Raw genomic sequence first — 13896 nt, 5'->3', positions numbered from 1 at the left:
GGCGGTGGTGCTGCGGTGGTGCGGGGTCCTCACATGAGGTCGGCGAGGTCGGACGCGATCGTGTCGACCTGCGGGCCGACGACGACCTGGACGACCCGGCCGTTCACCATGACGCCGAAAGCACCGGCGCGCCGCAGGAGCGCGGCGTCGACGAGCGCGGGGTCCTTGACGAGCGATCTCAGCCGGGTGGTGCACGGGTCGATCTCGTCGATGTTGGCCACCCCGCCGAGCCCGGCGAGGATCGTCGCGGCGCGCTCTGCGTCGGACTGTGTCATCGGTCGTTCCCTTCGGTCGCCCGGGCCGGCACTGGCACGGGGTCGAGGTGGTCGGTGGGCGTCGGGTCGGTGGTGGCCGCCGTGGCGGCCGGGTCCGCAGGGGCGGTGGTCGACGCCGGGGAGCCGCCGGTGCGCGGCACGAGCGTCGGGCGCGCCTCGCGCAGCGGGACGAACACGCTGTACCGGTCGCCGCGGTAGCTGGACCGCGAGTACATGAGCGGTGCGTCGCCCGCGAACGTGCGGCGCACGGTGCGCATGACGGCCCGCGACGCGCGCAGCCCGAGGAGCTTCTGCTCCTGGACCGTGGCGTCGGAGGCGGTGATCGTGTCCTCGCCCCACGTCGGGGCCAGGCCGCGCTCGCGCAGGGCGCCGTACAGGCTCTCGGGGACGCCGTCGTCGAGCAGGTCGGGTGCGAGGTCGACGGGGATCCACGCCTCCTCGACGCTCATGGGCGAGCCGTCGGCGGAGCGCAGGCGCACCACGTGGTGCATGGGGTCGCCCGTCGCGCGCCCGAGCGACTCGGCGACCGACGCCGGCGCGGGCGCCGTGCCGACCTCGAGCACCTCGCTGCCCGGCTCCATGCCGCGACGGCGCGCCTCCTCGCCGAACGTCGTGAGGCGCATCTCGAAGTCCGCGCGCGGCGGGGCGACGAACGTCCCTCGGCCCTGCGAGCGCTCGAGCACGCCCTCGGTCACGAGCGCGTCGATCGCCTGGCGCACGGTCATGCGCGAGACGCCGAACTTCTCCGTGAGGCTGCGCTCGGACGGCACCGCGTCGCCGACGGAGAGCTCGCTCGCCACGAGGTCGGCGAGGTACGCGCGCACCGTGAGGTACTTGTGCTCGCTCGCCTGCGATCGTGACCTGCTCATCGTCGTGCCGCGTCCTCGTCCTCGTCCTGGTCCTTCGTCCGCGTCCGCGCCCTGTCCGGGCGGACGGCCCTGCGTCGGTGCCTCGATCTCCACGGGTGCATTGTCCGTCGTCCGCCCGTGCCGCGACCTGCGGCGACGCGCGTCGCGGACCTGCCCGTGTGTCCCGGGTCACCTCCGGGGGTTGACACATCATGAGGTCTAGACCACTCTTCCTGCAAGTGGTCCAGACAACCTGGACCGGATGTCCGGCACGACGACGCAGGAACGACCCCAGCCGTCCTCGGCGTGCCCGGAGACCGGCAACGACGCCCGTACGACGTCGCGCCACAGCCGCCGCACGACGCACCTCGGCCTGCGCCCAGGCCCACCCAGGAGGAGAACGACACATGACCACCGTCGCCGAACCGACGAGGACGAAGAAGGGGGTGCCCGGCTTCGCGCAGCTCCAGCGCGTCGGGCGCTCGCTCATGCTGCCCATCGCGTCCCTGCCAGCGGCGGCGCTGCTGCTGCGCCTGGGGCAGCCCGACATGCCGTGGGGCGACGTCTCGTGGATGCAGCCGGTCAACGACGTCCTGGCGTCCGCCGGCAACGCGCTGTTCAGCAACCTGCCGATCATCTTCGCCCTCGGCGTCGCGGTCGGGTACGCGAAGAAGGCCGACGGGTCGACCGGTCTGGCCGCGCTCATCGGCTACCTCGTCTTCAAGGGCGTCAGCGACTCCCTCTCGCCCTACGTGCTCGGTGAGGCAGCGGAGGGAGAGACGCAGGAGCTCATCAACTACGGCGTGCTCGGCGGCATCGTCATCGGTCTGACGGCCGCGCTGCTCTTCCAGAGGTTCTATCGGATCAAGCTGCCGCAGTACCTCGCGTTCTTCGGGGGTCGACGGTTCGTGCCGATCGTCACGGCTGGTGCCTCGGTGCTCATCGCCGTGGTCGGTGCCCTGATCTACCCGGCGTTCGACTGGCTGATCAACGACCAGATCGGCGGGTTCGTCACGGGCTCGACCATCCTGGGTGCGTTCATCTTCGGCACGCTCAACCGCCTGCTCGTCCCGATCGGCCTGCACCACCTGCTCAACTCGCTGCCGTGGTTCCAGTTCGGCGAGTACACGTCCGCGGACGGGACCGTCGCGAACGGTGACATCTTCCGCTTCCTCGCGGGCGACCCCACCGCGGGCACGTTCCTCACGGGCTTCTTCCCCATCATGATGTTCGCCCTCCCGGCCGCCGCGCTCGCGATCATCCACACCTAGAAGGCGAAGAACCGCAAGGTCGTTGCCGGCATCATGGGTTCCGCCGCGCTCGTCTCGTTCGTCACGGGCGTCACCGAGCCGCTCGAGTTCGCCTTCGTGTTCGTCGCCTACCCGCTGTACGTCATCCACGCGGTGCTCACCGGGACGTCGCTCGCCCTGGTGAACGCGCTCGGCATCCACGACGGGTTCGGGTTCTCGGCCGGAGCCATCGACTACCTGCTCAACCTCGGCATCGCGACCAAGCCGCTCCTGCTCATCCCCATCGGGCTCGGGTATGCGGTGATCTACTACGTCCTCTTCCGCTTCGTCATCACCCGCTGGAACCTGCGGACACCGGGGCGCGAGGACGACGAGCCGGGCACCGAGGACGCGTCCGACGGCGCCTCGCCGGCGCCGACGGAAACGGGGAGCTCAGGCGCTGCTGCTGACGCGTCCGATGTGACCAGGGGTGTCAGGGAGCCCGCCGAGGCCACAGAGCGGGGTACCGCGTGATCGTCGCCCACGACGCGACGCACGCACCGGCGCGGGTCTCCGACCCGGGGCTGACCGGCGTGCCGGTCAGCCCCGGGCGGGGGGCGGGGACGGTCGTGCGCATGCCCGACCCGGTCCCCGAGCCCGACCCGGCCCCGCTCGCCGCGGACAGCACGGACGCCGACGTGGACCTCGCGGTGACGCAGGTCCTCGCGGCGGTGACGACCGTCCAGGAGGACCTCACGGCCCGCGCCGCGCGGGCCGAGGGCACCGCGGCGGAGGTGCTGGGCGTGACCGCCGCGATGGCGGCGGACCCCGCCCTGGCGCGCGACGCCGTCGGGCGCGTGCGCGAGCAGCGCTCCGCCCCGGCGCGCGCCGTGTGGGACGCGGCGGGCGTCGTCGTCGGGCAGCTCGAGGCGCTCGGCGGGCTCATGGCGGAGCGGGCCCGCGACGTGCGCGACGTGCGCGACCGGATCGTCGCGACGCTGCTCGGCCTGCCCGCACCGGGCGTGCCCGACCCGGGGTTCGCGTTCGTGCTCGTCGCGGACGACCTCGCCCCCGCGGACACCGCGCAGCTCGACCCCGAGCGCGTCCTCGCGGTCGTGACGCGCGGCGGCGGGCCGACGTCGCACACCGCGATCCTCGCGCGCGCCCTCGGCATCCCGGCCGTCGTGGCGGTCGAGGACGCGCTGACCCTGCACGACGGCGACACGGTGCTCGTGGACGGCGGGCTCGGCACGGTCGAGCGCGACCCGTCCGCGGACGACGTGACCGCCGTCGTCGCCGCGCGGGGCGCCCGGGGCGAGCGCCGCCGCTTCGACGGGGAGGGGCGGACGGCGGACGGCCGTCGCGTCGAGCTCCTCGCCAACGTCGCGAACGGGGAGGACGCGCGGGCCGCCGCGGAGGCGGGCGCCGAGGGCGTGGGGCTCTTCCGCACCGAGGTGTGCTTCCTGGGCCGCACGGTCGAGCCGACGATCGACGAGCAGGTCGCGGCCTACCGCGAGGTGCTCTCGGCGTTCCCCGGCCGCAAGGTCGTGGTCCGCACGCTCGACGCGGGCGCGGACAAGCCGCTCCCGTTCGTCACGCCCGAGGCCGAGCCCAACCCGGCGCTCGGGGTGCGTGGCCTGCGCACCGCACGGCGCCACCCCGAGGTGCTCGACCGCCAGCTCACGGCGATCGCGCGCGCCGCGGCGGCGGAGTCGACCGACGTGTGGGTCATGGCGCCGATGATCGCGACGCCCGACGAGGCGGAGTCGTTCGTCGCGCTGTGCGCGGAGCACGGCCTCGGCACCGCGGGCGTGATGATCGAGGTGCCCGCCGCGGCCCTCGGGGCGCGCTGGGTGCTCGCCAAGGCGTCGTTCGCGAGCATCGGGACGAACGACCTCACGCAGTACACGATGGCCGCCGACCGCGAGGTCTCCGACCTCGCGCGCCTCTCGACGGCGTGGCAGCCGACGGTCCTCGCGCTCGTCGGGGCGACCGGCTCGGGCGCGGCGCTCAACGGGCGCCCGCTCGGCGTGTGCGGCGAGGCCGCGGCGGACCCGGTGCTCGCGCCGGTGCTCGTGGGGCTCGGCGTGACGTCGCTGTCCATGACACCGCGCGCACTGGCCGACGTCGCGGCCGTGCTGGCCGCCACGACGTCCGAGCAGTGCGAGGAGCTCGCGTTCCTCGCGCTCCAGCAGCCCACTCCCGACGCCGCCCGCGCGGCCGTCCGGTCCCGCCTCCCGATCCTGGCCGAGCTGGGCCTCTAGCCCGCGCCCGACCTCGCTGCCGAACCCGGGGTTGTTCGTCACCGACTCGTCACGGTGACGCACAACCCCGGGTTCGGCGTACCCGTGGGGAGTGGGCCGGCGCACCCGCGCCGCGCGACGTGCAGATCAGCGACTGGCACTGAGCGGCGCTCAGGCGACCTCGGTCTGCTCCAGGAAGGTCGCGAGCGCGTCGATCGACGCGCTCGCGTCGTCGCCGTCGGCGTCGGTCGAGAGCACGACCTCGTCCCCGGCCGCCACGCCGAGCGTCATGACGCTGAGGATGCTCGCCGCCTCGACGGGGTCGCCGCCCGGCTTGGCGATCCGCACGGGCGCGGGCTGGGCGGCGGCCGCCTTGACGAACAGGGCGGCGGGGCGGGCGTGAAGGCCCTCGGTGATCGCGACGACGACGGCACGGTCCATGGTTGCTCCTCCGGCAGACAAGTGGTCTGGACCAGTGCATCCTAGGGGAAAGCCCGACACAAGGCGAGGGGCGGAGGACCCTCCGTGCGGCAGCCTCGTCCGCGTCCTCACGGCTCGGGTCGTCAGGGAAGAGACGGCTGCCGGGCACTCACGCGTCACGCGTCGTGCGTGCGCCGTCCCGCCGGTCGAGCGTCGAGCGCGCCGCCGCGAGCCGAGCGATCGGGACGCGGTACGGCGAGCACGAGACGTAGTCCAGGCCGATCTCGTCGAACAGCGCGACGGACGCCGGGTCGCCCCCGTGCTCGCCGCACACCCCGGCGTGCAGCCCCGGCCGGGCGCGGCGCCCGCGCTCGAGCCCGACGTGCACCAGCTCGCCGACGCCGTCGCGGTCGATCGTCGCGAACGGGTTCGTGCCCACGATCCCCGCCTCCAGGTACGCGGTGAGGAACGACCCCTCGGCGTCGTCGCGCGAGATGCCGAGCGTCGTCTGCGTGAGGTCGTTCGTGCCGAACGAGAAGAACTCCGCGTGCTCCGCGATGCGGTCGGCGACGAGCGCCGCGCGCGGCAGCTCGATCATCGTCCCGACGGCGTACGGCAGCGGGGCGTCCGCGCCCTCGAGCTCCTCGGTCATCGTCGCGTCGACGACCTCGCGCATCCGCCGCAGCTCCTCGGAGAACCCGACGAGCGGCACCATGATCTCCACGCGCGGGTCGTGCCCGGCCGCGCGCACCGCGAGCGCGGCGCGCGCGATCGCCCGCACCTGCATCGCGGCGATCTGCGGGTGCAGCAGCGCGAGCCGCACGCCACGCGTGCCGAGCATGGGGTTCATCTCGCTCAGCCGCCGCACCTGCGCGAGGAGGCGGCGCGCCCGGGCGAGCCGCGCCGTCGTCTCCCCGCCGCCGCCCGCGGCGGCCCAGCCCTCGAAGACCGCGTCCGTCCCGTGCAGCGGTGCGCCCGGGTCGCCGACCTCGTCCTCGAGACGTTGCACGAGGAGCGACTGCTCGACGAGGTCGGGCAGGAACTCGTGCAGCGGCGGGTCGAGGAGCCGGATCGTCACGGGCAGCCCGGACATCGCGGCGAAGATCTCCTCGAAGTCGGCCTGCTGCATGGGCAGCAGGCGGTCGAGCGCGGCGGCGCGCGCGGCGTCGGTCTCGGCGAGGATCATCTCGCGCACGACGGGGAGCCGGTCGGGCGCCATGAACATGTGCTCGGTGCGGCACAGCCCGATCCCCTCGGCCCCGAGCTCGCGCGCCTTGGCCGCGTCCTCGCCCGTGTCGGCGTTGGCCCGGACCCCGAGGCGTCGCACGTCGTCGGCCCAGCCGAGCACGGCCTGGAAGTCGTCGGTGACCTGGGGCGGCACGAGCGGCAGCGCGCCCGCGTAGACGTCGCCGGTCGTGCCGTCGAGCGTGATCGTGTCGTCCTCGGTGAGCACGTGGTCCCCGACGTGGACGCGCCGCCCCTCGACGTCGATCCGCAGCGCGCCGGCCCCCGCGACGCACGGCTTGCCCATGCCGCGCGCGACGACCGCGGCGTGCGACGTCATGCCGCCGTGCGCGGTGAGCACGCCCTGCGCGGCGATGACGCCCGCGATGTCGTCCGGGTTCGTCTCCCACCGCACGAGCACGACGGCCTCGCCGGCCTTGCCGCGCTCGGCCGCGGTCTCGGCGTCGAGCACCACGCGCCCGACGGCGGCCCCCGGCGACGCGTTGAGCCCGCGCGTGAGCGGCGTCGCGCCGTGGTCGGGGTCGAGCGCCGGGTGCAGGAGCTGGTCGAGCTGCGCCGGGTCCAGGCGCCGCAGCGCGGTGTCCCGGTCGATCACGTCCTCGTCGACGAGCTCGCGCGCGACGCGCAGCGCGGCCTGCGCGGTGCGCTTCCCGGTGCGGGTCTGGAGGAGGTAGAGCGCGCCGTCGTCCACCGTGAACTCGATGTCCTGCAGGTCGCCGTAGTGCTGCTCGAGACGGTCCATCGTCGCGCGCAGCTCGCGGAACGCGTCGGGCAGCACGGTCTCCATCTCGGCGAGGGGCCGCGGCGTGCGGATGCCCGCGACGACGTCCTCGCCCTGCGCGTCCACGAGGAACTCGCCGTAGAGCTCCTTGGCGCCCGTGGCGGGGTTGCGCGTGAAGCACACGCCGGTCGCCGACGTCGCGCCCTTGTTGCCGAACACCATCTGCATGACGTTCACGGCCGTGCCGAGGTCGTCGGGGATGCCGTTCGCCTTCCGGTAGACGGCCGCGCGGGGGTTGCCCCACGACGCGAAGACCGCGTCGACCGACCGCCGGAGCTGCTCGCGCGGGTCCGTCGGCAGGTCCTCGCCCGTGTGCTGGCGCGCGACCGCGCGGAACGTCGCGACGAGCCCGCGCAGGTCGTCCGCGTCGAGGTCCGTGTCCTGCGCGACGCCGCGGCGCGCCTTGAGCGCGTCGAGCTCGTCCGCGAACGCGTGGGCGGGCACGCCCTCGACCACCTCGCCGTACATCTGCACGAACCGCCGGTAGGAGTCCCAGGCGAAGCGCGCGTTCCCGGACTCGGCCGCGAGCCCCTCGACCGAGTCGTCCGAGATACCGAGGTTGAGGATCGTGTCCATCATCCCGGGCATGGAGAACACGGCGCCCGAGCGCACCGACACGAGCAGCGGGCGCTCGCGCGCGCCGAGCCGGCGTCCCGTGCGCTCCTCGAGCGCGTCGAGGTGCGCGACGACCTCGTCCCACAGGCCGTCCGGCCACGACCCGCCACGCTCCATGGCCGCGACGCACGCCGCCGTCGTCACGGTGAAGCCGTCCGGCACGGGCACGCCGATGCGGCGCATCTCCGCGACCCCCGCACCCTTGCCGCCCAGCAGGGCGCGCATGTCCGCGCGGCCCTCCGCGAGGTCGTAGACGTACCGGTCGCTCATGGCTGCTCCTCGTGGTCGGCGGCGGTGGCCGCGCGGGTTCCTGCCCGACGGCGGTCCGCCGGCCGGGTCTGCGGGGTCGCCCGGGCGAGGTCGTCGCCCGGGGGCTGCGGCGCGTCGTCGGGCGCGAGGGCGCGACGGCGCGCGGTGACGAGCTCGACGACACGCCCCGCGGCCTCCTCGAGCGCGAGGGTCGTCGTGTCGAGGACCGGACAGCCGAGGCGCCGCTGGAGCCGCGCGACCTCGTCGAGCTCGTCGTGGATGCGCGCGAGGTCGGCGTACCCGCCGAGGGCAGTGTCGCCCGCGCCACCGTGGCCCGCGACGCCCATCGCGTGCACGCGACGCTGCCGGATCTCGAGCAGGCGCTCGGGGTCGATCGTCAGGCCCACGACCTTCCAGCGCTCCGCCTCGAACAGCTCGTGCGGGGGCGCGACGCCCGGGACGAGCGGGATGTTGGCGGTGGGATAGCCGAGGTACCCGAGGTACATCGAGAGGGGTGTCTTGCCCGTCCGCGACGCCCCGACGAGCACGACCTGCGCCTCGTCGAGCCCGTCGGTCAGGTGGCCGTCGTCGTTGGCGACCGCGAACTCCATGGCGTGGATGCGGTCGAAGTAGTCGGCGGCGAGCCCGACCGGCTGCACGACGCGCGCCGGCTGCGCGCCCGTGCGCGCGGTGAACGCGTCGAGCGCGGGGGCCAGCAGGTCGGCGCACGGGACGTCGAGCTCGGCGCACGCGTCGAGCACGCGCGTGCGCAGCGCGTCGTCCACGACGGTGCAGAACACCACGGCCGCGGCGGGGTCGGCACGGAGCTGCGCGACGACGTCGTCGACGCCCTGCGCGCTGTGCAGCCGCGGGTGCCGCACGACCCGGACCGGCTGCCCCGGGAACTGCGCCTGCGTGGCGCGCGCGACGCGGGTCCCGGTGTCTCCCGTCGAGTCCGCGACCACGTGGATGTCGATGACGCGCGCCGTCGCCGCCATGGCCCCAGGCTAGGGCGCGCCGCCGGTTCTCCCCAGCCGAGCGCCCGCTGGGTGTGGGGCACAGCCGACGGGTCTAGGGTGACCGGCATGTCCGACGCGACGACGCCGAGCGCGGCGTCCCCCGAGGCGTCCCCGGTCCCCGGGGAGGCGCAGCGCATCCACGTCACGCTCTCGACCGCCAGCGTCTACCCGCGCAAGGCCCCGTACGCCTTCGAGGCGGCGGCCGACCTCGGGTACGACGGCGTCGAGGTCATGGTGTGGTCCGACGAGACGACCCAGGACGCCGCGACGCTCCGACGGCTCGCCGCCGAGCACGACGTGCCGATCCGCAGCATCCACGCGCCCACCCTCCTGGTGAGCCAGCGCGTGTGGGGCCGTGCGCCCGGGCCCAAGCTCCGGCGCACCGTCGAGCTCGCGCAGGAGGTCGGGGCGAGCACCGTCGTCGTGCACCCGCCGTTCCGCTGGCAGTACCGGTACGCGCGCGAGTTCGAGGACCTCGTCGGCGAGCTGGACGAGACCGAGGGCGTGACCATCGCGGTCGAGAACATGTACCCCTGGCGCAGCCGCAAGCGCGAGATGCAGGCGTACCTCCCGGGCTGGGACCCGTCCGAGCACGGCTACGAGCACGTGACGCTCGACCTGTCGCACGCCGCCGTCGCGCAGCAGGACGCGCTCGCGCTGCTCGACGTGTTCGACGGGCGCCTCGCGCACGTGCACCTCGCCGACGGGTCGTCGTCGATCACGGACGAGCACCTCGTCCCGGGGCGCGGCGACCAGCCGTGCGACAAGGTGCTCACCGAGCTCGTGCAGCGGGGGTGGTCCGGCGACGTGGTCGTCGAGATCTCGACCCGCCGTGCCCGGACCGCGGCCGAGCGCCGCGAGGACCTCGCGGCGTCCCTGTTCTTCGCGCGCACCTACCTCACGCCCGGTCCGCACCCGGGCTACGCGCCGCCGCCGGGGCACCCGCACCGCCACGCCGACGCCTGGGGCGAGGCGGACGCACGGGACGGCGCAGCGGACACGGTAGCGGACGGCTCCCCGGAGGAGGCAGGGACGGCCTGACTCCCTCGCTGACGTAGGCTCGGCGATCGTGGCTCGCGTCAACGGTCTCCTCGCCGACACGACGCCGCTGCGTACCTCCCCGCCGTTCCGCCGGCTGTGGTGGGGCCTGGGGATCTCCAACCTCGGCTCGCAGCTCACCGTCGTCGCCGTCGGCCTCCAGGTGTACGCGCTCACGGGCTCGTCGCTCGCGGTCGGGGTGCTCGGCATCTGCGCCCTGGTCCCGCTCGTGGTGCTCGGTCTCTACGGCGGCGCGCTCGTCGACGCGTACGACCGCCGCAAGGTCGCCCTCGCGGCGTCGACCGCGCTCTGGGTCGTCACCGCGCTCATCGCGGTCCAGGCGTGGCTGCACCTGGACTCGGTGGGCGTGCTCTACGCGCTCGTCGCCGCGCAGTCCGCGGCGTTCGCCATCAACAACCCGGCGCGCTCCGCTATCATCCCGCGGCTCGTCGAGCCCCGGCTCCTGCCCGCGGCCAACGCGCTCCAGACGATCGCGTGGAACGTCGCGCTCACCGTCGGCCCGCTGGGCGGCGCGTTCCTCGTCGCGCTGTGGGGCTACCAGGTCGCGTACACGATCGACGCCGTGCTCTTCACCGCGGCCCTGTGGGCGGTGTGGCGGCTCCCGGACATCCCGCCCCTCACCGGCGACGACACCCCGCAGACCGCGCCCGCCGGGCGGCGCCGCCGGGTCGCCGGGTGGCGGTCCGTCGTCGACGGTCTGCGGTACTTGGCGACGCAGCCCAACGTCCGCACGACCTTCCTCGTCGACCTCGCCGCGATGGTGCTCGCGTCGCCGCGCGTGCTGCTGCCCGCCGCGGGCGTCGTGTTCCTCGGGGGCGGGGAGGCGACCACGGGCGTCCTCACCGCGGCGTTCGCGATCGGCGCCGTGCTCGCGGGCGTGTTCTCCGGCGGGCTGTCCCGCGTGCGCTGGCAGGGCCGCGTCATCGTCTGGGCGGTCACCGCGTACGGGCTGTCGATCGTGCTGTTCGGCCTCGTGCTCGTCGGGGTCGGGGCGACCTCGCCGACGACCGTCCTCGTGGGCGGAGTCGTCGCGGCGAGCGTCGCGCTGGCGCTCGCGGGCGCGTCCGACGCGGTGAGCGCGGTGTTCCGCCAGACCATCCTCCAGACCGCGACGCCCGACGACATGCGCGGCCGCCTCCAGGGCGTGTTCATCGTCGTCGTCGCGGGCGGGCCGCGCCTGGGCGAGCTCGTGCTCGGGGCGCAGGCGACGTGGGTCGGCGAGGCGTGGGCCGCCGTCGCCGGGGGCGTGGCGTGCGTCGTGGTGCTGTGGCTCGTCGTGCGGTCGCAGCGGAAGTTCTGGCGCTACGACGCCCTCCACCCCGAGCCCTGAGCGAGGCGCTCAGCCGACCCGCGCGGCGCCGATCCGCTCGATGCGGTCACGACCCCAGTCCCCGAGGGACTCGAGCGCCGCGTTGAGCGCGCTGCCGTGCTCGGTGAGGGAGTACTCGACGCGCGGCGGCACCTCGGGGAACACCTCGCGCACGAGCAGGCCGTCGGCCTCCATCTCGCGGAGCTGCTGCGCGAGCACCTTGTCGCTCACCCCGGGCAGACCACGCTTGAGCTCGGCGTACCGACGCACGCCGTGGTCCTCGAGCTCCCAGAGGATGAGCGACTTCCACTTGCCGCTCACGACGTCCATCGCGGCGTCGAGCCCGCACACGTAGGGGCCACGTCGCGCAGTGCTCGTGGAGGCGCCCGTGGAGGCGCCCGTGGAGCCGCCCGTGGAGGCGCTCCTGGAGGTGCCGCCGGGCGTCGCCGCGCCGGGGGAGGTGCGGACCGCCGTCGTCGTCATCGTTCGCTCCTTCGTCGCAGACCGGTCTCGGTGCCGGGAGACGCCCTGACCTGCACGCTCACCCTGAGGTGAGAACCGCACCTCGAAGTGCGTTCTTCCCGGGCGACCGTACGCCGGGGAGGGTGGACGGCGAGGGCACGCCGCGCCGTCGGCCGCCCGAGCACCACCACCCGACCCGGAGGAACGATGTCTGACCAGCCTGCACGACCCTCGGAACGCGCCGTCACCGTCCTCGGCCTCGGCGCGATGGGCCGCGCCCTCGCTGCCGCGGCCGTCGCCGCCGGGCACCCGACCACCGTGTGGAACCGCACGCCGGGACGAGCGGGCGCGCTCGTCGGGGCCGGCGCCCGCGAGGCGACGTCGGTGCGCGACGCCGTCACCGCCTCGCCGCTCGTCGTCGCGGTCCTGCTCGACCACGCATCGGTGCACCAGACGCTGGACCCCGTCGCGGAGGCGCTCGCGGGCCGGACGCTCGTCAACCTCGTGACGACGACGCCCGAGGAGTCGCGCGAGCTCGCCGCCTGGGCGGGCTCCCACGGGGTGACCTACCTGGACGGCGGCATCATGGCCGTCCCGGGGATGATCGGCGGGCCGGGGGCCGAGGTCCTGTACAGCGGGTCGCGCGCGGCGTTCGACGACGCGCGCCTCGTGCTCGACACGTGGGGCGGGAGCACGTGGTTCGGCGAGGACCCGGGCCTCGCGCCGCTCTACGACCTCGCGCTGCTCGCGGGCATGTACGCGATGTTCGCGGGCTTCTTCCACGGGGTCGCGATGGTAGGGACCGCGGGCGTGAGCGCGAGCGACTTCGCGCGTCGGGCGGCACCCTGGATCGCGGCGATGACGGCGGAGCTCGCCGGCTACGCCGACGTCATCGACCGCCGCGACTACGGCGGACCCGGCCAGCAGAGCCTCGAGTTCTCGGACCTGTCCGACATGGTCCGGGCGAGCGCGGAGGCCGGGCTCGCGACCGACGTCGTCGCGGCCGTCCAGGCGCTGGTCCGCCGTCAGGTCGACGCCGGCCACGGCGCCGACGGGTTCGCACGCGCCGTCGAGAGCATCCGCGAGCCTGCCGGCACCGCTGACCGAACCCCCGACCTCACCGCCACGGCAGGAGGAGCACGATGAGCGCGCCCGCCCCCGTCACCCTGATCGGCCTGGGCCCGATGGGCCAGGCCATGGTCCGCACGCTGCTCGCCGCGGGCCACCCCGTCACCGTGTGGAACCGCACGCCGTCGCGCGCCGACGCGTTCGTGGCCGAGGGCGCCGTCCTCGCCGCGACCCCGGCCGAGGCCGTGGCGGCGAGCGACGTCGTCCTGCTGAGCCTCACGGACTACGCGGCGATGTACGACGTCCTGGGCGCCGCGCCGGACGTCCTGCGTGGGCGGACGATCGTCAACCTCAGCTCGGACACCCCGGGCACGACCCGCGCCGCGGCCGGGTGGGCGGCCGAGCACGGCGCGGCCCTCGTCACCGGTGGCGTCATGACGCCACCGCCGGGTGTCGGGACCGCCGGCGCGTACGTGTACTACAGCGGTCCGGAGGCGGCGTTCCGGGCGCACCAGAGCATGCTCGCGCTGCTGGGCGCCCCCCGCTACCTCGGCGAGGACCCCGGACTCGCGCAGCTCCTGTACCAGGCGCAGCTCGACGTGTTCCTCACGGCCCTGTCGGGCGTCGCGCACGCGGCCGCGCTCGCGCAGGCGGCGGGTGTCCCGCCCACGCAGTTCGTCCCGGAGGCGCTGCGGACCCTCGTCGAGACGCCCGCGATGATCGAGGGCGACGGCGCGCCGGGCGCGGAGTTCGAGACCGGCGTGCACCCGGGCCACCTCAGCACGGCGACCATGATGGGCGCCACCGCGGCGCACGTCCTCGGAGCGAGCGAGGAGCTCGGGGTCGACACGGTGCTGCCGCGCGCGGTCCTGTCCCACTACGAGGCGGCGCTCGCAGCCGGCCACGGGAGGGACAGCTGGACGGCGATCTTCGAGGTCATCAGGGCGCCGCGGGCCGCCGTCCCCGAGACAGCGCCCGTCGAGTGATGCGCTCCCGTCCGAGGGATGCGTCCCGGAGCGCATCACTCGGACGGGAACGCATCGTCCGCCGTCGGTGCCGCGCTCTAGGCTCGGG

Annotated in this window: 11 protein-coding genes and 1 pseudogene; 6 read left to right on the top strand and 6 right to left on the bottom strand. The window is 74.7% G+C overall.

The genetic code is table 11. The annotated features are described in order from the left end of the window. Positions 1-29: 29 nt before the first annotated feature. Positions 30-275, bottom strand: coding sequence for a PTS sugar transporter subunit IIB (locus AC6CH9_RS03060; RefSeq protein WP_024839826.1), 246 nt, complete (start codon positions 273-275; stop codon positions 30-32). Continuing rightward, positions 272-1144, bottom strand: a complete 873-nt coding sequence (locus tag AC6CH9_RS03055) for a GntR family transcriptional regulator (RefSeq protein WP_498153589.1) — start codon at positions 1142-1144, stop codon at positions 272-274. The genes AC6CH9_RS03060 and AC6CH9_RS03055 overlap by 4 nt, the downstream gene beginning before the upstream one ends. Positions 1145-1530: 386 nt before the next feature. On the opposite strand from AC6CH9_RS03055, the pseudogene AC6CH9_RS03050 reads away from it, so the two are divergent. Together AC6CH9_RS03050 and ptsP are read left to right on the top strand one after the other, a co-directional pair. Beyond that, a pseudogene (locus tag AC6CH9_RS03050) lies at positions 1531-2886 on the top strand (PTS transporter subunit EIIC). A gap of 50 nt (positions 2887-2936) precedes the next feature. Continuing rightward, a complete protein-coding gene (gene ptsP / locus AC6CH9_RS03045) occupies positions 2937-4616 on the top strand; it encodes a phosphoenolpyruvate--protein phosphotransferase (RefSeq protein ID WP_498153706.1) in 1680 nt (559 codons plus the stop codon). A 150-nt stretch (positions 4617-4766) separates the two neighbouring features. Here the strand turns inward: ptsP and AC6CH9_RS03040 are convergent, their stop codons facing one another. The 3 genes from AC6CH9_RS03040 to AC6CH9_RS03030 all read right to left on the bottom strand — a co-directional run bounded on the left by AC6CH9_RS03040 (position 4767) and on the right by AC6CH9_RS03030 (position 8903). After that, complete coding sequence (locus AC6CH9_RS03040) at positions 4767-5036, bottom strand: HPr family phosphocarrier protein (protein WP_205201709.1); 270 nt, start codon at positions 5034-5036, stop codon at positions 4767-4769. Between the two features lie 148 nt (positions 5037-5184). After that, entirely contained in the window at positions 5185-7926 is a 2742-nt protein-coding gene (ppdK, locus tag AC6CH9_RS03035) for a pyruvate, phosphate dikinase (RefSeq protein ID WP_498153588.1), read from the bottom strand. Further along, entirely contained in the window at positions 7923-8903 is a 981-nt protein-coding gene (locus AC6CH9_RS03030; protein ID WP_498153587.1) for a pyruvate, water dikinase regulatory protein, read from the bottom strand. Before AC6CH9_RS03030 ends, ppdK begins: the two co-directional genes overlap by 4 nt. An 87-nt stretch (positions 8904-8990) precedes the next feature. On the opposite strand from AC6CH9_RS03030, the gene AC6CH9_RS03025 reads away from it, so the two are divergent. Then, positions 8991-9965 (top strand): sugar phosphate isomerase/epimerase family protein, encoded by a 975-nt coding sequence (locus AC6CH9_RS03025; protein WP_498153586.1) that lies wholly within the window; start codon positions 8991-8993, stop codon positions 9963-9965. Positions 9966-9993: 28 nt separating this feature from the next. Next, complete coding sequence (locus AC6CH9_RS03020; RefSeq protein WP_498153585.1) at positions 9994-11313, top strand: MFS transporter; 1320 nt, start codon at positions 9994-9996, stop codon at positions 11311-11313. 9 nt (positions 11314-11322) lie between these two features. Here AC6CH9_RS03020 and AC6CH9_RS03015 read toward each other — a convergent pair whose 3' ends face one another. Then, entirely contained in the window at positions 11323-11775 is a 453-nt protein-coding gene (locus AC6CH9_RS03015; RefSeq protein WP_498153584.1) for a winged helix-turn-helix transcriptional regulator, read from the bottom strand. A gap of 186 nt (positions 11776-11961) precedes the next feature. Here AC6CH9_RS03015 and AC6CH9_RS03010 point away from each other — a divergent pair, with 186 nt between their 5' ends. Together AC6CH9_RS03010 and AC6CH9_RS03005 are read left to right on the top strand one after the other, a co-directional pair. Continuing rightward, positions 11962-12900, top strand: a complete 939-nt coding sequence (locus AC6CH9_RS03010) for an NAD(P)-dependent oxidoreductase (protein ID WP_498153583.1) — start codon at positions 11962-11964, stop codon at positions 12898-12900. Next, on the top strand, positions 12897-13808 hold the full coding sequence (locus AC6CH9_RS03005) for an NAD(P)-dependent oxidoreductase (protein WP_498153582.1): 912 nt from the start codon (positions 12897-12899) through the stop codon (positions 13806-13808). Before AC6CH9_RS03010 ends, AC6CH9_RS03005 begins: the two co-directional genes overlap by 4 nt. Positions 13809-13896 lie beyond the last annotated feature (88 nt).

This window comes from Cellulosimicrobium sp. GQ32, from assembly GCF_059758455.1.
This window is presented reverse-complemented; position numbering and strand designations above follow the sequence as displayed.

Excerpts from the sequence above, each read along its gene's own strand:
- AC6CH9_RS03060 (WP_024839826.1), bottom strand. The coding sequence starts at position 275 with ATGACACAGTCCGACGCAGAGCGCGCCGCGACGATCCTCGCCGGGCTC.
- AC6CH9_RS03055 (WP_498153589.1), bottom strand. The coding sequence starts at position 1,144 with ATGAGCAGGTCACGATCGCAGGCGAGCGAGCACAAGTACCTCACGGTG.
- AC6CH9_RS03040 (WP_205201709.1), bottom strand. The coding sequence starts at position 5,036 with ATGGACCGTGCCGTCGTCGTCGCGATCACCGAGGGCCTTCACGCCCGC.
- ppdK (WP_498153588.1), bottom strand. The coding sequence starts at position 7,926 with ATGAGCGACCGGTACGTCTACGACCTCGCGGAGGGCCGCGCGGACATG.
- AC6CH9_RS03030 (WP_498153587.1), bottom strand. The coding sequence starts at position 8,903 with ATGGCGGCGACGGCGCGCGTCATCGACATCCACGTGGTCGCGGACTCG.
- AC6CH9_RS03025 (WP_498153586.1), top strand. The coding sequence starts at position 8,991 with ATGTCCGACGCGACGACGCCGAGCGCGGCGTCCCCCGAGGCGTCCCCG.
- AC6CH9_RS03015 (WP_498153584.1), bottom strand. The coding sequence starts at position 11,775 with ATGACGACGACGGCGGTCCGCACCTCCCCCGGCGCGGCGACGCCCGGC.
- AC6CH9_RS03010 (WP_498153583.1), top strand. The coding sequence starts at position 11,962 with ATGTCTGACCAGCCTGCACGACCCTCGGAACGCGCCGTCACCGTCCTC.
- AC6CH9_RS03005 (WP_498153582.1), top strand. The coding sequence starts at position 12,897 with ATGAGCGCGCCCGCCCCCGTCACCCTGATCGGCCTGGGCCCGATGGGC.